Here is a 17,696-nt window from a genome sequence, read left to right as displayed (position 1 = left end):
ATGGACGTGCTCGCCCAGGACGCCGCGGCACCCCTCGCCCGGCCGGACGCGCGGTAGCCGCCGCGGCGCCGGGACGGCCTGGACCGGAGCCGGTGGAGGTGCCGGGTCCGGGGACGTCATAGGCTTGTCGGCGTGGTGCTGACAGTCCTGATGGCCGCGCCGGCCCGGCGCCCGGCCCCGTCCGGGAGCCGGTAGCCGTGCGCATGCTGGGGTCGCTGCCGGTACGGGTCCTGGACGACCGGTACCGGTCCGAGGCGCTCGCGATCCTCGACGCCGACCCGGTGGCGAACGTGTTCGTCAGCTCCCGGGTGCACACGGCCGGGCTCGACCCGCGCCGCCTCGGCGCCCAGATGTGGGGCTACCTGCGCGAAGGCCGGCTGGTCTCGCTCTGCTACTCGGGCGCCAACCTCATCCCCGTCGCCGCGGGCCCCGACGCCGTCCGCGCGTTCGCCGAGCGGGCGCAGGCCCAGGGCCGGCGCTGCTCGTCGATCGTCGGGCCGGTCGGCGCGGTCGGCGAGCTGTGGGAGATCCTCGCGCCCTACTGGGGGCCGCCCCGCGCCGTCCGCGCCGCGCAGCCCGTGATGTCCACCTCGTCCATCCCGGACGTGGAGGCCGACCCGGCCGTCCGCCGCGTCCGCATGGACGAGTTCGACGTCGTCTACCCGGCCTGCGTGGCGATGTTCACCGAAGAGGTCGGGGTGTCGCCCAACACCGGTGACGGGGGCGTGCTCTACCGCGCCCGGGTCGCCGAGCTGATCCGCGACGGCCGCGCGTTCGCCCGGATCGAGAACGGCCGGGTCATGTTCAAGGCCGAGATCGGCGCCGTCACCCCGCTTGCGTGCCAGGTGCAGGGCGTGTGGGTGCCGCCCGACCTGCGGGGCCGCGGCCTGTCGGTGACGGGCATGTCCGCGGTCGTCCGGCAGGCCCTCGCGGAGGTCGCGCCGACCGTCTCCCTCTACGTCAACGACTACAACACGCGGGCCCGGGCGGCCTACCGGCGGGTCGGCTTCGACGAGATCGGCTCGTTCATGTCGATCCTGTTCTAGGGACCGTTCCTGTTCGTGAAGACCCCCGTGGCCTGGTTGTCCCAGCGTGCCCAGGTCCACCCCGGATCCTGACGGAACGCCCCAGGACGGGTAGCATCCGGCCGTGGAGTTCGCCGGGGCATTGCGGCAGGCCATCCAGGCGAGCGGGCTGACCCTGGAGCGGATCCGCCACCGGCTCGGCCGGCGCGGCCTGACCGTCAGCGTCGCCACCCTGAGCTACTGGCAGCGGGGGCGCAGCAGGCCGCGCTCGCGCGCGGTCGTCACGACGCTGGAGGAGATCCTCCAGGTCCCCGCCGGGACGCTCACCGACCTGCTCGACGACCCCGCCCCCACCGCCCCGCCCGTGCGCGGCGCGGGCCGCGGCGGGCTCCCCGCCGGCCCGTCCGGCGCCGGGGACCGCGGCCGCGGCGCCGGCGACCTGTGGCCCGACCCCGGCCGGTACGCCGAACTCGTCGGCCAGCTCGACCGCTCCGGCGACCACCGGCTCGAACGGCTCAGCATCCACGACGTCTACCGCCTGGACGAGGCGCGCCGCTCCTGGAGCCTCTCCGTCCGGACGGTGCTGCGGGCGGCGGGCGACGACATCGACCGCGTCGTCTGCGTCCACCGGACCGGCGCGGTCAAGGACCGGGAGGCCGCGGGCGACGGGTCCCCTCGCCCCGGCGGCGCGGCGGAGATCACCGGCGTGCGGTACTGCCGCCCCGGCCGGATCCGCGCCGAGGACGGCCTGATGGCCTTCGAGCTCGTCCTCGACCGCGTCCTCGCCGCGGGCGACACGGCCGTGGTCGAGTACGAGCTCGGCCCCGCCGCCGCGTCCGCGACCGGCCCCGCCGCGGCCGCCGACAGCTACGACCGGCGCTTCTCCCATCCCGTCCACGACTACGTCGCGATCCTCCAGTTCGAGGGCGGACGGCTGCCCGCCCGCTGCTACGGCTTCACCGCCGACACCTCCGACGCCCCCCGCCGCCGCCTCGGCGAGCTGTGGATCGGCACGTCCGGCAGCGCCAACCTCGCCGTCGGCAACGTCCGCCGAGGAATCGTCGGCATCGAGTGGGAGTGGCACTGAATTTATGCAATCCCGGCCCAGGGGGCTCGCCTGGCGGCTCGCCCCCTGACCGTGCTTGGGCGAGCGCTGCATCGCTTCGCGATCTCCGCGGGGAGGCTCGCCTTCGGCCTCGCCTCCCCGCGTCGTTAACGCGCTCGCGCGCGTGGCTGGGGTCTCCGCGCGGCGCCTCCTGGGGGCTCTGGGCGGCGTGTTCGCGGGTGAACTCTCTGTTAAAAGTGAAATCCAGTCAGTGTCGAAGGATTGACCGTTTCTCGCGTTTTGCCTGAGTATGCACTCGTTCGCGCTTTGTGAACCCGGCCGTCCCCCCGAGCGGCCGCGCTCCCCGCACAAAGACGGAGTTCCGATGAGGAAGCCCCTGCTCGCGGCGCTCGCCGCGGCGCCCCTCGTGGCCGTCCTGGCCACTCCGGCCCAGGCCGTGACCCCCAACGCCCCGCTCGCGCTCGCCGCCCCCGGCCAGGGCGTCGCGGGCCAGTACATCGTGACGCTGAAGTCCGGCGAGTCCGTCAACGCGACCGTGTCCAAGCGCGGCATCCGCACCACCCTCCGCTTCGGCAAGGTGCTCAACGGCTTCGCCGCGAAGCTCAGCTCCGACCAGCTCACCAAGCTCCGCCGCACGCCCGGCGTCGCGTCCATCGAGCAGGACGCCGTCGTGCACGCCTCCACCACGCAGTCGAACCCGCCGTCCTGGGGCATCGACCGCATCGACCAGACGAACCTCCCGCTGTCCAACAGCTACACCTACAACGCCACCGGCGCGGGCGTGTACGCCTACATCATCGACACCGGCATCTACACCTCGCACTCGCAGTTCGGCGGCCGCGCCACCAACGTCTACGACGCCACCGGCGGCAACGGCGTCGACTGCAACGGCCACGGCACCCACGTCGCCGGCACCGTCGGCAGCTCCAGCTACGGCGTCGCGAAGTCGGTCAACCTGCGCGGCGTCCGCGTCCTCAACTGCCAGGGCAGCGGCACCAACTCCGGTGTCATCGCGGGCATGAACTGGGTGGCGAGCAACCACTCCAGCCCCGCCGTCGCGAACATGTCCCTCGGCGGCGGCTACTCGTCCTCCGTGAACTCCGCCGCGAACAGCCTCGCGAGCTCCGGCGTCTTCCTCGCCGTCGCGGCCGGCAACGACAACGCCAACGCGTGCAACTACTCGCCGGCCAGCGCCGCGAACGCCACCACCGTCGCCGCGAGCACCAGCACCGATGCCAAGGCGTCCTACAGCAACTACGGGTCCTGCGTGGACCTCTACGCCCCCGGCACCAGCATCACCTCGACCTGGCTGAACGGCGGCACCAACACCATCAGCGGCACCTCGATGGCGACCCCGCACGTCACCGGCGTCGCGGCCCTCTACAAGGCCGCCAACGGCGACGCGTCCTACAGCACGATCCGCAGCTGGCTCACCTCGAACGCCACCAGCGGAGTGATCACCGGCAACCCCTCCGGAACCCCGAACCTGCTGCTCAACAAGCGTTCCCTCTAGAGCCGCGGCGGCCTCGCCGCCCGGCACCGCCACCGGACCCCGGTGGCCGCGAGCGCGGCCACCGGGGCTCGCCTTGTGACAAATTGCCTGTTGGCTTCGCGGCCCCCGGGCCTTACAGTGAGCGCTGGAATTGCAAGTGCAGTTGTCAAGGCCGTAAACGGGGGCCGGCCGGAGCGGATCCGGAGGCCGAGCTGTGCAGCGCGTAGCGGAGGACGATCTCCTCCAGGTGCTTCAATACGGTCCCTTCAACGTCGCCCTGCACGCCGCCATCCAGGCGCGCGGCCTCAGCCTGGAGTCGCTGCGGCGGCGCCTGGAGGAGCAGGGCATCGCCGTCAGCCTGTCGACGCTGAGCTACTGGCAGCGCGGCCGGACCCGGCCGGAGCGCGCCGACTCGCTCCGCGCCGTCCGCGGCCTGGAGGTCATCCTCGAACTGCCGCGCCACTCCCTGCTGACCCTCCTCAAGCCCACCTCCGAACGCTCGGCCGGCCCCTGGCTGCCGGTCGAGGAACTGTGCCCCGAACCGGGCGTCAAGGACCTCCTGGACGAGATCGGCGACCGCGGCGAACGCCAGCTCACCGGCCTCAGCCTCCACGACCAGCACGTCGTCGGACGCCGCCGCGAACTCCTCGAAGTCCGCACCCGCGCGGTGTTCCAGGCCCAGCAGCGCGGCGTCGACCGGTGGATCGCCGTCTACCACCACCCGCAGGGCATCCTCCCGTCCTCCCGCTTCGCCCGCGGCTGCCGCTTCGGCCGCGTCCGCATGGACGAGGCCAGCGGCCTCATCGCCGCCGAACTGCTCTTCGACCGCGCCCTCGGCCGCGGCGAGACCTACCTCCTGGAGTACGGCTTCGGCTTCGACGAGACCGGCCCGCCCGTCACCGAGGAGGGCCGCGGCTTCCGCACCCCGCAGCACGAGTACCTCATCGAGGTGCGCTTCCACCCCGCGATGCTGCCCGCCCGCTGCTACCGCACCTGGCGCCCCGACGGCCACACCGCCCTCAAGGACTCCGCCGACCTGCGGATGTCCAGCTACCACAGCGCCCACTTCATCGAGTTCGGCATGGCCGCCGGCTACCACGGCATCCGCTGGGAATGGGATTAGATTTATTGTTTTCCGGCCTCGGCCCTCGCCTGGCGGCTCGGACCGAACCGCAAAAGCGGCGAACGCTGCATCGCTTCGCGATCTCCGCTTCCGCTTCGCCTTCGGCTCGCTTCAGCTCCGTTAACGCGTTCGCGTGCTCATGCAGGTCCTCGCCTGGGTTACTTGACCAACAGGTCTAGCAGGCGGTCCAACTCTGCTGCTGGGTCTCCTGTCAGGCCCGCGTGGACGGGGCCCGGCTGGACGATCGTGCTGCGGGGGGCCGTGAGCCAGCGGAAGCGGGCGCCCGGTGCCTCCGCGGCGGCCTGCCCGGCGCGGTCGCCGCCGCAGCAGATGGCGTCCACGCCCTTCAGCGCGGCGCGCACGCCCTCCAGGTCGAGGCCGGAGTCGAGGGCGCGCAGGCGGTCCTCGTCCAGATGCGTGCGGCAGCCGAGAAAGTCCAGCGCCCGGCAGTAGACCACGACACCGACGTTCATGGCCTCCCCGCGTTCCACGCGGGGGACCACGCGCAGCGCCGCGTACTCGAACACCGTCGGCTCCGCCGCCGTCCTGATGTTGCTCATGCGGGACCGCCCAGCCAGCCGGGCCGCTTCTCGCCGCGCCGCGTCCCGGTGTGCGGCGCGCGGTCGCTGACGTCCAGGTCCGGCAGCCAGTCGCGCGGCTTGCCCGCGCGGGGGAGCAGGATGTCGACGTAGGCGTCGCGCACCGCGGCGGGATCGGCGAACCCGGGCTCGCCCTCCAGCCACCGGTCCGGGACGAGTGCCGTCACCTCGCGCAGCAGCGGCTCGGTGATCTTGGGGGCCAGCTCGGCCTCCGCCGCCTCCAGCCGCGTCGCGTACGGGGTGAGCACGTGGTCGTCGACGTCGTACGGGCCGGAGAACAGCCGCGTCGCGTTCGCCCACGCGTGATGGAAGATCAGGCTCGCGCCGTGGTCGATCAGCCACACGTCGCCGTGCCAGACCAGCATGTTCGGGTTGCGCCAGCTCCGGTCCACGTTGCCGATGAACGCGTCGAACCACAGCACCCGGGACGCGAACAGCGGGTCCGCGCTCCAGCCGAGCGGGTCGAACCCGAGCGAGCCCGGCAGGAAGTCGACGCCGAGGTTCCAGCCGGGGCTGGCCTTCAGCAGGTCCTGGACGTCGGGGTCGGGTTCGTGCCGTCCGATGGCCGGATCGAGGTCGATCAGCACCTGGTCGGGGACGCGCAATCCGAGCCGCCGGGCCAGCTCGCCCGCGACCACCTCGGCGATGAGCGCCTTGCGGCCCTGCCCGGCGCCATGGAACTTCATGACGTACGTCCCGAGGTCGTCGGCCTCGACGACGCCCGGCAGCGACCCGCCCTCACGCAGCGGCGTCACGTAACGGATGGCTGTCACATGAGGCAACACGCCGACCACGCTATCGGGTGGACCGGATTCCCGGCGACGACGGCGGCGGCCTCACGCGCGGCGGCCTCTTCAGCCGGGATAATCGGCGGCATGGGCGTTGAGCTGGTCGACCTGTCGGTGCCGATCACCACGGGGATGCCGGTCTACCCGGGCGATCCCGAGGTCGAGGCCGTCCCGGCGCTGACCGTCGCCGAATCCGGCGTGAACGTCCTGCGCCTGCACATGGGCTCGCAGTCCGGCACGCACGTCGACGCCCCGTTCCATATCGACAACGCCCTACCGCGCTTGGACGAGCTGCCCCTCGAACGGTTCGTCGGCCCGGCGTTCGTCCTGGACGCCCGGGGCCTCGCACCGCGGACACCCATTCCCCCCGACGTCGTCCCCGATTCTCTGACCGCGGGCACGGTTCTCCTCGTCGCTACCGGCTGGTCGGCGCACTGGGGCGAGGACGCCTACCTCGCCCACCCGTATCTCGCGCCGGAGACGGCGGAGGCGGTGGCCGCCGCCGGCGTCCGGACGGTCGGGATCGACGCGCTGAGCGTCGACCGCACCCCGCCGCCCGGCGACGAGGACTTCTCGCTCGCCGCGCACCGCGCCCTGTGCGGCGCGGGCGCCGTCATCGCCGAGAACCTCACCGGCCTGGCCCGCCTCCTGGACGCCCAGGAGGCGGGCTGCGCGATCGAGGTGTCGCTCTTCCCGATCGCCCTGGCGGGCGCGGACGGCGCGCCCGTCCGCGCGGTCGCCCGCGTGGACGACCGTGCCGTCCTGGTCTGACCTCACCGGTAGCGGGTGCCGACGATGACGCTGAGGTCGGCCGCCAGGCGCAGCTCGGCTGCGTGGAGATCGACGTGCTCCAGCCAGTGCAGGCGGGCGAGGTCGGGCGAACCGCCGAACATCGGCGGCCACGCCGTCGCCGGGGTGAAGTCGTCGATCACCACGACGCCGCCCGGCTTCAGCAGCCGCGCCGGATCGGCGGCCGCGCCGTCCTTGCCCTGACCGCCCCCGTCGAGGACGAGCAGGTCGAACGGGCCGTGATCGGCGATGGCCTCCCAGCCGTCATGCAGCACCTCGACGTGGCCGAGGCCATCGAAGACGCCTGCGGCGACACGAGCCCTCTCCCGGTCGCGTTCCACGCTGACGAGCCGTACCCCTTGCCTTGCGCCGGACGCGAGCCACGCCAGCCCGACGCCGCATCCCGTCCCCGTCTCGCCGATGCGCTCCTGCACGCCACCGGCGAGCACGCTGAGCAGGCGCCCCTGCTCCGGCCTGCACGAGAACGCGAACCCGCTGCGCCGCGCCGCGTCCACGGCCCGCCGGACCAGCGGAGGAAGGTCACCGACCCCGTCATAGCCGTCCGTCCCCTGAAGCGCCATGCCGAGGTCAACGCGCGGGCGGGGCCGCGTTCGTCCAGTTCTCCTGCACGGTGTAGCCGTAGGAGAACAGCGCGCCCACGGGAATGTGGTCCTTCCCCTCCTTCTTGACGATCATCTGGTCGCCCAGGATGTCGAAGGTGCGCCGATCCAGGACGAGCTGGTACTCCACGACCGTGCCGTCGACGCGGGTGATCCAGGGGGTGGCGAGGGCGACGCCCGTCCGTCCGCTCGCGTCCTTCACGTTCCCGACGGACCGGATCCCGCGCAGGTCGGCGAGCGTCCGGAAGACGGCGGCGCGGGCCGCGGGGGACGCGAGCTTGTCGCCGAGGTAGCGGCTGCCCGTCATCAGCATCTGGGCGCTGCCCTCGACGAAACCGGGATCCCGCTTCATCGCGGCGACGAACGCCGCCGGGTCCTTGCCGGCGCGGATCCGTGAGGCCACATCGGCGCTCGTGCCATCGTCGCGATTGGGCATGCGCACGTACGACGACCCCTCGTACTGCGGCGGCTTGCGGTTGTCGCGGGTCAGCTCGACCTTGTCCCCGTCGGCCTCGACCTGCCAGCGCAGGGGCGAGCCCGCGGCACGCCAGGCGGTCGTGTCCGCGGGCGTCCGTGGCCCGACGGGACGAGGAGTCTTGAAGAACCGGTAGTCCCGCGTGGTGCGGGACTGCCAGGAGTCGTTGTCGACCTCCATGTAGATCGTGTAGCCGGCGCCGCGTCCGCTCGCGTGGTACGCCTGACCGTCGATCACACGCTGCCGCCACCAGCCGCCCGGCGGTACGGGCCGCTGCTTCCGCACGGCGGCCGCCGCGTCGAGGAGCAGCGTTCGGGCCGCGACGCTCTCGGCCTGGATCTGCTCCCGCGACAACTGCGGCGTATCGGACGTCTCGTTCCCTCGGAGCGCGACGTACGACGCGGCCGTGACCGCCGTGGCGGTGACCAGCGCAGGGACGAGCATCGCCGGACGCGTCCAGTGCCGGAAGCCCGTCCGAGGCACCCGGCGGGGCCGGTGCTTCCGGCCGGGGCCCATGGCGTCCTCAAGCATGCCGAGGGCCTTCGCCGTGACCTCGGCCGACGGAGGCGGCGGCTCGCGAAGGAGACCCCGGACCCGCTCCATCTCGTTCGTCTCCATGCCGTTCACGTGGCCGCCTCCTCGATGAGCAGTGTGGGGTTCGTCCCGCCGAGCGCCTCCCGCAACCGGCGCCGTGCCCGGTGCAGCCGGGACGCGACGGTCCCGGTCTTCAGGCCGAGCGCCTGCCCGACCTCCTCGTACGACAGGTCGGCGAGCGCCACCAGCAGCAGGACATCCCGGTCCCCGCGCGACAGCCTCGCCAGCGCCGCGGCCAGGTCCGCGCTCGCGCCGCCAGCGGTGACGGACGCCGAGATCCGCTCCTCGTGACCGTCCTGGACGTCCTCGACGGGCGTCCGCGCGAGCGCCCGGTAGTAGCGGCCCTCCGCGCGCCGGTGCAGCGCGACCAGCCGGGTCGCGATGCCGTACAGCCACGGGCGCACGGCCCCCCGCTCCGGGTCGAACCGCTCGCGCCGGTGGAAGGCGGCGAGGAACGTCTCGGCCGCGATGTCGTCGGCCACGTCCGGGCCGAGCCTGCGGGCCGCGTACCTGTGGATCTCGGCGAAGTGGCGGTGGAACACCTCCGCGAACGCGGCCGGCTCACGTCGCGAACGGACGATGGCCTCGGCGTCCGATGGATTCGTTCCGGGCCCGGGCGGCGCGCCGGGATGCTGCGGTCGATCATCGGCCATGGGCACATCCTCGTACTGGGGGAAGCGGTCACCCAGTTCTCAACCGATCCCCACCCCCGCCTTCACACCCCACCCGACACATGTCCGCCAGCGCGCCGACCCGTCGTCCCGTCGAACGACCTGGAACGCGCCGCGCCTACTCCTCGTCCTCGTCAAGGCGCCGAAGAGGTGGGTGCGCACCCGGTAGAACGGCTCGTCCCAGAACCCCTCGTGCTTGTCGCGGCCCATCGGTGCAGTCTGCCCGCCCTCCGGCCAACGGGTCACGTCGAGGACGCTCCCAGCGTTCGTCAGGACGTGGCGATCAGGTCTAGGACGTCGGTGGTGGGGCGGGCGTCGCCGAAGGAGCGGTAGATCGTGCGGAGCGTGGCGTTGTGGTCCTCGTCGCGGGACGCGGCGTTCGCGTCGGCGACCATGATGACCCGATATCCCAGCGTGCTCGCGTCTCGCGCGGAGGACTCGCAGCACACGTTGGTGACCGTGCCGGTGATCAGGACCGTGTCGATCCCGCGCTCGTCCAGCACATCCGGGAGCGGGCAGCGGCCTGGGAAGAAGGCGCTGGCGGCGGTCTTCTGGACGATGGTGTCGTGGTCGTGAACCTCGAACGCCGGCCAGAGCCGCTCCCGTAACGGCCCGCTGCCGAATGACCGATCGAAGAGTTTGGCCGCACGCTCGCCGTAGAACTCCTCGCGCGCCGGAGTGCCTGCCGGGAGGACCCACGCGATCAGGCCTCCGGCGTCGCGCAGGGCGGTCGCCAGACGAGCGATGTTCGGGACGATGCCGAGCGCGTAGGGCGACTCGGCCACGAAGAACGGCACCATGTCGATCACGACCAGCGCCGTCCGCTCGGGAGCAAGGCACGAGTAGGCGTGACGTCGGCCGCGTCGCCTTTCTTGGCGGACGTACTCCCGCTCGTCGATCCGCCAGGCGTGGAGCATGGGCGGCCCGTTCACCGGCCCGTCCCGTCAGCGCTCCTTGATCGCTCCCGCGAGTTCCCGGAAGGCCCGCGGAGTCAGCAGCAGGACCCCGCCGTCGACATCCTTGCTGTCACGGACCGCGATCGCCCCAGGCACCGACCGAAGCTCCACGCAGTTGTCCCCGGAGTCGGTGCTCTGGACGGCCCTGCGCCAAGCGACCGCCAACTCGACGCAGTTGTCGCCGGAGTCGTTGCTGCGGGATGCCTTGCGCCAGGCCACCGCCAGTTCGACGCAGGCGTCCCCTGAGTCGTTGCTCCGGGACGCCTTCCGCCAAGCGGCTCCAGTCAGGTTCATGATGATTGATCATCTCCTGATGCGCGTCCGCGTACCCATCGCGCGCCGATCAGAGGTTCTTGATGGTGTCTGTGAGGTGACGGAAGTCTCGTGGGGTCAGCAGTAGGACGTCGCCGTCGACGTCCTTGCTGTCGCGGATCGCGATCGCAGCGGATAGCGGAGCCAGTTCTACGCAGTTGGCTCCGGAGTCGTTGCTGCGAGATGCCTTGCGCCAAGCGGCTCCGGTCAGGTCCATCTGTCGTCGACCACCTTCCTGATGAGCGCGCGCGTATCTATCGCGTTCAGCGCCTCGGCCTGCAGTGTAACAAAGGTATTGCTCACGATCTCTATGTCTCGCGCTTGTGTAGATGTCTCGCCCCCATAGGCTTTGTCGGTATAGACCACCTGACGTTGGTCGGCTTGAGTGGCGATGGCGAAGGAAGTCCACAAGTTGCGGATGTAGCGGATGGGGACGATCTGGATGTTGATCCAGTCCCGCTTGGACAGCTCGATCAAATGCTCAAGCTGCTCTCTCATCACGCTCTTCGTGCCGACTTGGCGGTAGAGGACCGTCTCGTCCATCACTACGGAGATCGTTGGGCGGGGCTCGTTGTCCAGGATCTCTTGTCTTTTCAGCCTTCCCTTGATCGCCTCTTCGTCGTCTAGGAGAGCGCGGATATAGGCTTCTGTCTGGAAGAGGCCGTAGATTACTCGCTCCTCGTAGGCGCGGAGCATGACGGCGGATGCTTCGGCCCTGGGGAAGCTCATGAAGAAGTCCGGATAGTGCAGGACCTTGATGGCCTCCAAGAGTTCTTCCCATGCTTCCACGACCGTCGTGCCTGATCTGAAGGAGCGGTCCAGGCGGACGGCGAAATCGCGTCGGCAGCGTGTGTGTCCCGTCTCAACCTGCGTGATGTAGCTGCGGGTCACGTTGGTCATCTTGGCGAGTTGCGCCTGGCTCAGGCCCGCCGCATTGCGTAGCCGCTTGATCTCCGCCCCGAAGCTCAGTAGTTCCGGGGAGATCCTTCGGGTGCGCGCCACAATGATCGTCCTCCCGGGTGAGTCCTTCGGACAGCGGATGTTAGTTAGTCGTTGGCATTGCTCGACTGTCCTCAGAATGTACGGCTCCGCATGGCTTCATGGTGTGCGTTCGGTGACACACGGTGAATTGGGATGAAGGTCCCGGAAGGGGATGGTGCGCCATGAAAACGGAGCCGGTGCGCGGGCGGCCGGAGGCGGTGGGGCGCGTGTTCTCGATCTCGGTTGAGGCGCGGCCGGAATCGATCAAAAGTGTGCGCGACTTCGTGGCCGGCGCGTATGAGGGGGTGATCGACGCGATGGCTCTTTATGTTCTGCGGACGGTCGCGGGGGAGCTCGCCACGAATGCCGTCCAGCACGGTGGGGTGGACGACGTGGTCGTGCGTACGTACGTGTCCGAGGAAGGGGCCGTCGTCGAGGTCTGGGATCGGGCGGAGGCGGGGGTGCCCGAGGTCAAGGACGCGAGCGACGTGGCTGTGTGCGGACGCGGAGTGCTCATGGTCGAGCAGTTGAGCGCGCGGTGGGGTGTCGTGTGGCCGCCGGGCGGCGGGAAGATCGTGTGGGCGGTCGTGCGGGCGGTCCAGCGTGGATGAAGTCCGCTGGAATGGCCCACGTTTCCCGGTGGCCCGGTGGCCCGGTGGACGCGGCGCTGGCCGACGGCGGCGGCGTGGGGGGTGGGGGCCGCGCCGCCGCCGTTGGGGTCACATCTTGGCCATGACCTCTTCGGCGAAGCGTTCCATGGTGGCCAGCTTGAGGGCCAGGCCCTTGCCGTGGGTCGCCTTCTCTTCGGGTGATGCCGTCCACCAGGGGGCGGCCAGGGTGCCTCGGACGCCGCGGTCGGCCCATTTGCGGTAGAGGTCCGCGCTGGGCATCGCGCCGATGGGGGCGATGACGGCGAGGTCGTCGAGGGTTCTGCCGTGTTCGGAGAGGAAGCCGGTGAGGCGGGTGAGGAGTTCGCCGAGCTGGTCTTCGGAGTAGATGCGGTTGCCGATCCAGCCGTCGCCCGCGCGGGCGGCGCGGCGGAGGGCGGCGTCGCTGTCGCCGCCGATGTAGACGGGGACGGGCTTGTCCGGGACGGGGGCGATGCTGAGCGGGCCGAAGTCGTAGTAGGTGCCGTGGTGTTCGACCATGCCGCCCTGCCAGAGGGTGCGGAGGGCGGGGAGCATCTCGTCCAGGCGCTTGCCGCGGGTGTGGAAGTCCTGGCCCGTCTGGAGGAACTCGTCCTTGCACCAGCCGACGCCCACGCCGAGGATCGCGCGGTCGTTGGAGAGGACCGCGGCCGTGGAGACGGCCTTGGCGACGGTGAACAGGTCGCGGACGGGCGGGATGTAGACGTTGGTGGCGAAGCGGACCCGTTCGGTGACGGACGACATCGCGCCGATGGTGACCCACGGGTCGGGCCAGTGGGTCTCCTGCCTGTAGGGCGGGACGCCCGTCGGCGAGTACGGGTAGGGCGTGTCGTAGTCGGCGTAGAACAGGTGGTCCGAGACGGTGACGACGTCGTAGCCGAGGCGGTCTGCGGCGCGGGCGAGATCGAGGTACTCGCCCGCGCCGGAGAACGACGAGCCGAGCCAGAACTCCACCGGGTCAGTCCTGGAACTCGGGGATGACCTTGGTGGCGAACATCTCCAGGTTCCGCTTGACGGTGTCGAGCGGGAGGACGCCCTGCTGGCCCTGCATGAACAGGCCGAACCATTCGAGGTCGGGCATCCGGTCGAGCATGCGCTGGATGCCGCGCTTGACGTCGTCGGGGGTGCCGAGGAGGGCCATCTCGACGTCGTTCATGCGCTTGAAGTCGCCCTTCTCGGGGGAGATGGGCTTGTGGCTGTCGTCCTCCTTCTTGCGGAGGACCTCCAGGTAGCCGAAGGGGCCGAAGAAGGACGCGAAGTCCTTCTGCATGCCCTTGCCGTAGGTCTCGATGGCCTCCTCGCGGGTGTCCGCCATCCCGACGATCTTGAGGATGCCGGTGTGCTCGCCGAGCTTGTAGTCCTTGCCCTGGCGGGCGCACTCCTCCTGGTAGAGCTTGGCCTTGGCGGCGTGGTCGTCGGGGTTCGGGGTGAACATCCAGGGGAGGATGCCCTCCTGCGCGGCGCGGATGACCGACCGGTCGGAGACGGTGAACGGCTGCCACAGCTCGGGGTGCGGGTTCTGGTACGGCTTGGGGCAGACGGAGACCTGCTGGATGACGCCGTTCTCGTCGATCTCGCCGGGGGCGCCGAACGTCTGCGTCCACTCCTGGGCGGGCCAGCCCTCGATGCCGCTGAAGGGGGCGGGGATCTCGTAGTCGAGGACGTCGCTCTTGTAGCGGAGGGAGTCCTGCGCCCAGGCCATCTTCATGATCTTCAGGACTTCGCCGAACACGTCGAAGTTGCGGTCGTCGGACTTGGAGCCGTCCGAGCGGGCCGCGGCGGCGTGCCAGCGCTGGCCGAGGACGTTCATCCAGCGGTTCTGGTAGCCGCGGGCGACGCCGAGGCGGAGCCGTCCCTTGGAGAAGTGGTCGAGGAGGGCGACGTCCTCGGCGGCGCGGATCGGGTCCCAGGCGGGCAGGACGATGCCGAGGGGGGCGAGGAGGATCCGCTCGGTGCGGGCGGCGAGGTCGGTCAGGAACATGAGGGGGTTGACCGAGAACTCGAAGCCCTCCGAGTGGAAGTGGTGCTCGGTCATCATGAGGGCGTCGAAGCCGATCTGGTCCGCGTGGACGGCGATCTCGCGGACCTCGTGGAGCAGCTTCTGGTACGACTCGACGTCCCGTCCGATCGGCCGCTTGGCCTTGGCGTTCTCCTCGGAGGCCCAGCCAGACCCGGGAATCTGGGGGTTAAGGAAGATGGAAAACTTCACGCGGACTTCTCCTTGTCGAGTTCCTCGAACCAGTTCTTGACGGCGAGCAGGAAACGGTCCGGCCGCTCCTCGTGCAGCCGGTGCCCGCACTCGGGCCAGGCGACGGCCCGGGAGGCGGGATGCTTGAACAGCGCGCTCTCCCATGCCGCGCGCTCCTCGTTCGCCCAGATCGTGAGGACGGGGCAGGCGCGGGCGGCGACGCGGGCGTCGGACGCGGGCCGCGCGCCCCAGGCGTCGTCGCCGTCGAACAGCGCGGGGAAGGCGCCGGTGAGCACGTGCTCGGGGGTGGCGAGGATCTTGCGGGCGTGGGCGGTGCGGATGTGCGCCGGGGTGTCCTCGACGTAGAGGACCTTCTCGGCGTCCAGGACGGCCGCATGGGGGTCGCGGCGGACGCCGTCCACGATGCTCGGGAGGAACGCGGCGATCTCCGGGGGCTGCCCGTAGCCGGGGTCGACGCAGACGAGCGCCTCGACGCGGCCGGGGTGGGCGAGGGCGAGGGCCGTGACGACCATCGCGCCCATCGAGTGCCCGATCGGGACGACCCGGTCGACGCCGAGGTGGTCGAGGAGGCGGACGAGGTCCTCGGCGAGGTCCTCGGGGCGGTAGCCGTCGGCGGGGGCGGAGGACCAGCCGTGCCCGCGCAGGTCGGGGGCGATGACGCGGTGGCCGGCGGCGCGGAGGCCGGCGATGTGCCAGGCCCAGTCCTGCGAGTCGGCGGCGAAGCCGTGCACGAGCAGGAGGGGCGGGCGGGGGCCGGTGCCGGGCTCCGGCGCGTCGTCGGTGTAGAAGAGGCGCGCATCCCCGAGGTCGGCGAACGGCATGGGTCCCCTCTCCGGTGCGGTTCCGCGACATCCCGAACAAGCGCACGCTACATCAAATCGGAACAGCCGAGCAATCGCTTGGTCGAGTCGTTAGGGTGTGAGGTGCGTCGCGGACGGAACGCGGCCGGAATCCGGACGGAGAGGAGGCCGCGGGCATGCGGCTGGGGATCACGATGTTCGCGACCGACCTGACGATGCCGCCGCACGAGCTGGCGCGGGAGGCGGAGGAGCGGGGGTTCGCGTCCCTTTACGTCCCCGAGCACACGCACATCCCGGTGTCGCGGCGGACGGCTCCGCCGACCGGTGCCGACGAGCTGCCGGACGAGTACGCGCGGACGCTCGACCCGTTCGTGTCCCTGGCCGCCGCCGCGGTGGTGACGGAGCGGATCCGGCTCGGGACGGGCATCCTGCTGCCCGCGCAGCGCGAGCCGATCGTCACCGCCAAGGCCGTCGCGACCCTCGACCGGCTCTCCGGCGGACGGGTCGCGCTCGGTATCGGGTACGGCTGGAACGCCGAGGAGGGCGCCGACCACGGCGTCCCGTGGAAGCGGCGCCGCGCGGTGGTCCGCGAGCACGTCCTCGCCATGCGGGCGCTGTGGACGGACGAGGAGGCGTCCTTCAAGGGGGAGTTCGTCGCGTTCGAGGCGAGCTGGTCATGGCCTAAGCCCGCCGGGCGGGTGCCGGTGCTGCTCGGCGGCGCGCCCGGCCCGACCCTGTTCGCCCACATCGCCGAGTACGGGGACGGCTGGATGCCCATCGGCGGCGCCGGGATCCGGGAGGCGCTGCCGGACCTGCGCCGGGCCTGCGCGGACGCGGGCCGTCCGATGGTGGACGTGGTCCCGTTCGGGACGGTGCCGACGCCGGAGAAGCTCGCCTACTACGCCTCGCTGGGCGTCGAGGAGGTCGTGCTGCGCGTACCCGCCGCCGGGCGGGAGGCGGTGCTGCCCGTCCTGGACGAGTACGCGCGCGCGTACCTCTGACCGGGCTATCGGATCATGCGGAAGCAGAAGAAGGTCGGGAACCGGTAGTACTGGGCCTTGCCCGCCTTCACCGCGCCGAGGATCAGGAAGACCCACTGCCCGATGACCAGCTCCAGGTAGGGCACGGCCAGCGGGATGAGGGGCGCCGGGGAGTCGGCGGCGATCGCGACCGGCACGCAGACGGCGGCGACGGCCAGGAGGTGGATCAGCAGCGTGATCTGGAAGTTCAGCGCCTGCGCCGCGTGGAACCGGATGAACCCCGACTCGTTCTTCTTCACGAAGTAGATGATCAGCGGCGCCAGGAAGCCGACGACCGCCATGCCGACGTAGGTGAAGATCGCCCAGGTCTTGTCCTGCTCCTGGACCATGCCGGGCGGCCCCTGCGGGACGCCGGGCGGGCCGTAGCCGAAGGACGGGTCGTAGTGGCCGCCGGGGTGCCCGCCGTGCGGCCCGCCGCCGGGAGGTTCCCCGGAAGGGGTGCCCGGTGGCGGCCCGTAGGCGCCCTGTGGCTGCCCGTAGGGCGAGGGATGCGGCGGCGGCTGATCGTCCGCACCGGGTGGCGTCGAGGGGGGCTCGGTCACTAGCGTTTCCCTTTTCTCCTACGGGAGCGTCCAGCAGGAATCTAGCGGAACCGGGCTCGCCGACGCGGCGTCTCGCGGAGCGGGGGGAAGACATGCCGGCGGTGGACGCACTGCGCCCGGGCGATCCGGAGCGGCTCGGCCCCTACCGGCTGTCGGGCCGGTTGGGCGAGGGCGGCCAGGGCGTCGTCTACCTCGGCGAGGCCGACCCCGGCGCGGTGGGCGGCAACGCCGGGTACGTCGCGGTCAAGCTGCTGCGCGCGGGGCTGGGGCACGACCCGGAGGCCCGCGCCCGGTTCATGCGCGAGCTGGACACGGCCAAGCGGGTCGCGGAGTTCTGCACCGCCGCCATCCTGGACGCCGACCTGGCGGGTGACCGCCCGTACATCGTCAGCGAGTACGTGGACGGCCCGTCCCTGCACCACGTGGTCGTGCACGGCGGGCCGCGCACGGGCGGCGCGTTGCAGCGGCTCGCGGTGGGGACGGCGACGGCGCTGGTGGCGATCCACCGGGCGGGCGTCGTGCACCGGGACTTCAAGCCGCACAACGTCCTGCTCGGCTCGGACGGCCCGCGGGTGATCGACTTCGGGATCGCGCGGGCGCTGGACGGCGCGACGATCACCTCCAGCGGGGCGATCGGCACCCCCGCGTACATGGCGCCCGAGCAGCTCAGGGGCGAGCGCGCGGGGCCGCCCGCCGACATGTTCGCGTGGGCCTCGACGATGGTGTTCGCGTCGTGCGGCCGTCCCGCGTTCGGCGACGACACGATGACCGCGGTCATCACCCGGATCTTGCAGGGCGAGGTCGAGCTCGGCGCGCTCTCGGGTCCGCTGCGCGAGCTCGCGGCGCGGTGCCTGGCCCGGGACCCGGCCCTGCGTCCGTCCGCCGCGGAGGTGCTGCCCGCTCTGCTGGGCGAGGCGCCGGTGCACAGCGGCGCCGTCCTCGCGCACGCCGGTGCGCGCGCGGAGGC

21 protein-coding genes are annotated in these 17,696 nt (G+C 71.4%); 8 read left to right on the top strand and 13 right to left on the bottom strand.

Features of this window, described 5'->3' with window-relative positions:
• Window positions 1–203 precede the first annotated feature (203 nt).
• From E1300_RS37385 to E1300_RS37370, 4 genes are all read left to right on the top strand, one after another.
• On the top strand, window positions 204–1,046 hold the full coding sequence (locus E1300_RS37385; RefSeq protein WP_131761853.1) for a GNAT family N-acetyltransferase: 843 nt from the start codon (window positions 204–206) through the stop codon (window positions 1,044–1,046).
• A 103-nt stretch (window positions 1,047–1,149) separates the two neighbouring features.
• The gene (locus E1300_RS37380) at window positions 1,150–2,112 is read left to right on the top strand and encodes a hypothetical protein (RefSeq protein WP_131761851.1); all 963 of its coding nucleotides are present in this window, start codon (window positions 1,150–1,152) and stop codon (window positions 2,110–2,112) included.
• A 343-nt stretch (window positions 2,113–2,455) separates the two neighbouring features.
• Entirely contained in the window at window positions 2,456–3,604 is a 1,149-nt protein-coding gene (locus tag E1300_RS37375) for a S8 family peptidase (RefSeq protein ID WP_131761850.1), read from the top strand.
• A gap of 193 nt (window positions 3,605–3,797) precedes the next feature.
• The gene (locus E1300_RS37370; RefSeq protein WP_131761849.1) at window positions 3,798–4,706 is read left to right on the top strand and encodes a hypothetical protein; all 909 of its coding nucleotides are present in this window, start codon (window positions 3,798–3,800) and stop codon (window positions 4,704–4,706) included.
• Between the two features lie 158 nt (window positions 4,707–4,864).
• On the opposite strand, the gene E1300_RS37365 is transcribed toward E1300_RS37370, so the two are convergent.
• A complete protein-coding gene (locus E1300_RS37365; protein ID WP_131761848.1) occupies window positions 4,865–5,266 on the bottom strand; it encodes a DUF3037 domain-containing protein in 402 nt (133 codons plus the stop codon).
• A complete protein-coding gene (locus E1300_RS37360; protein ID WP_131761847.1) occupies window positions 5,263–6,090 on the bottom strand; it encodes a HipA family kinase in 828 nt (275 codons plus the stop codon). Before E1300_RS37360 ends, E1300_RS37365 begins: the two co-directional genes overlap by 4 nt.
• Before the next feature lie 90 nt (window positions 6,091–6,180).
• On the opposite strand from E1300_RS37360, the gene E1300_RS37355 reads away from it, so the two are divergent.
• Window positions 6,181–6,864, top strand: a complete 684-nt coding sequence (locus E1300_RS37355; protein ID WP_131761846.1) for a cyclase family protein — start codon at window positions 6,181–6,183, stop codon at window positions 6,862–6,864.
• A gap of 2 nt (window positions 6,865–6,866) precedes the next feature.
• On the opposite strand, the gene E1300_RS37350 is transcribed toward E1300_RS37355, so the two are convergent.
• From E1300_RS37350 to E1300_RS37320, 7 genes are all read right to left on the bottom strand, one after another.
• Window positions 6,867–7,463, bottom strand: coding sequence for an O-methyltransferase (locus E1300_RS37350; protein ID WP_131761845.1), 597 nt, complete (start codon window positions 7,461–7,463; stop codon window positions 6,867–6,869).
• A 7-nt stretch (window positions 7,464–7,470) separates the two neighbouring features.
• Window positions 7,471–8,604 (bottom strand): hypothetical protein, encoded by a 1,134-nt coding sequence (locus tag E1300_RS37345; RefSeq protein WP_131761844.1) that lies wholly within the window; start codon window positions 8,602–8,604, stop codon window positions 7,471–7,473.
• Window positions 8,601–9,224, bottom strand: a complete 624-nt coding sequence (locus E1300_RS37340) for an RNA polymerase sigma factor (RefSeq protein ID WP_131761843.1) — start codon at window positions 9,222–9,224, stop codon at window positions 8,601–8,603. The genes E1300_RS37345 and E1300_RS37340 overlap by 4 nt, the downstream gene beginning before the upstream one ends.
• A 287-nt stretch (window positions 9,225–9,511) precedes the next feature.
• A complete protein-coding gene (locus E1300_RS37335; RefSeq protein ID WP_207400173.1) occupies window positions 9,512–10,174 on the bottom strand; it encodes a cysteine hydrolase family protein in 663 nt (220 codons plus the stop codon).
• A 12-nt stretch (window positions 10,175–10,186) separates the two neighbouring features.
• Window positions 10,187–10,492, bottom strand: a complete 306-nt coding sequence (locus E1300_RS37330; RefSeq protein ID WP_131761842.1) for a DUF397 domain-containing protein — start codon at window positions 10,490–10,492, stop codon at window positions 10,187–10,189.
• A gap of 49 nt (window positions 10,493–10,541) precedes the next feature.
• Complete coding sequence (locus E1300_RS37325) at window positions 10,542–10,727, bottom strand: DUF397 domain-containing protein (protein WP_131761841.1); 186 nt, start codon at window positions 10,725–10,727, stop codon at window positions 10,542–10,544.
• On the bottom strand, window positions 10,718–11,512 hold the full coding sequence (locus E1300_RS37320; protein WP_165503166.1) for a helix-turn-helix domain-containing protein: 795 nt from the start codon (window positions 11,510–11,512) through the stop codon (window positions 10,718–10,720). Before E1300_RS37320 ends, E1300_RS37325 begins: the two co-directional genes overlap by 10 nt.
• A 161-nt stretch (window positions 11,513–11,673) precedes the next feature.
• On the opposite strand from E1300_RS37320, the gene E1300_RS37315 reads away from it, so the two are divergent.
• Window positions 11,674–12,102: an ATP-binding protein gene (locus tag E1300_RS37315; protein WP_131761839.1), complete on the top strand. Its 429-nt coding sequence runs from the start codon at window positions 11,674–11,676 to the stop codon at window positions 12,100–12,102.
• A 108-nt stretch (window positions 12,103–12,210) separates the two neighbouring features.
• On the opposite strand, the gene E1300_RS37310 is transcribed toward E1300_RS37315, so the two are convergent.
• From E1300_RS37310 to E1300_RS37300, 3 genes are read right to left on the bottom strand one after another with little or no spacing between them, the layout of a single operon-like run.
• Complete coding sequence (locus tag E1300_RS37310) at window positions 12,211–13,092, bottom strand: TIGR03619 family F420-dependent LLM class oxidoreductase (RefSeq protein WP_131761838.1); 882 nt, start codon at window positions 13,090–13,092, stop codon at window positions 12,211–12,213.
• Window positions 13,093–13,096: 4 nt separating this feature from the next.
• A complete protein-coding gene (locus E1300_RS37305; RefSeq protein WP_131761837.1) occupies window positions 13,097–14,347 on the bottom strand; it encodes an LLM class flavin-dependent oxidoreductase in 1,251 nt (416 codons plus the stop codon).
• Window positions 14,344–15,168: an alpha/beta fold hydrolase gene (locus E1300_RS37300; protein WP_131761836.1), complete on the bottom strand. Its 825-nt coding sequence runs from the start codon at window positions 15,166–15,168 to the stop codon at window positions 14,344–14,346. The genes E1300_RS37305 and E1300_RS37300 overlap by 4 nt, the downstream gene beginning before the upstream one ends.
• A 155-nt stretch (window positions 15,169–15,323) precedes the next feature.
• Here E1300_RS37300 and E1300_RS37295 point away from each other — a divergent pair, with 155 nt between their 5' ends.
• A complete protein-coding gene (locus E1300_RS37295) occupies window positions 15,324–16,148 on the top strand; it encodes an LLM class F420-dependent oxidoreductase (RefSeq protein WP_131761835.1) in 825 nt (274 codons plus the stop codon).
• 5 nt (window positions 16,149–16,153) lie between these two features.
• Here E1300_RS37295 and E1300_RS37290 read toward each other — a convergent pair whose 3' ends face one another.
• Complete coding sequence (locus E1300_RS37290) at window positions 16,154–16,729, bottom strand: DUF4870 domain-containing protein (RefSeq protein WP_131761834.1); 576 nt, start codon at window positions 16,727–16,729, stop codon at window positions 16,154–16,156.
• Window positions 16,730–16,821: 92 nt separating this feature from the next.
• Here E1300_RS37290 and E1300_RS37285 point away from each other — a divergent pair.
• Window positions 16,822–17,696: serine/threonine-protein kinase (locus E1300_RS37285; protein ID WP_131761833.1), on the top strand; the 875-nt coding region annotated here is incomplete at its 3' end.

Origin of the sequence: Actinomadura fibrosa, from assembly GCF_900659615.1 — a bacterium.
Taxonomy (GTDB): Bacteria; Actinomycetota; Actinomycetes; order Streptosporangiales; family Streptosporangiaceae; genus Spirillospora; species Spirillospora fibrosa.
Note: the sequence above shows the minus strand (reverse complement) of the source record. Positions and strands in the feature narration are given on the sequence as shown.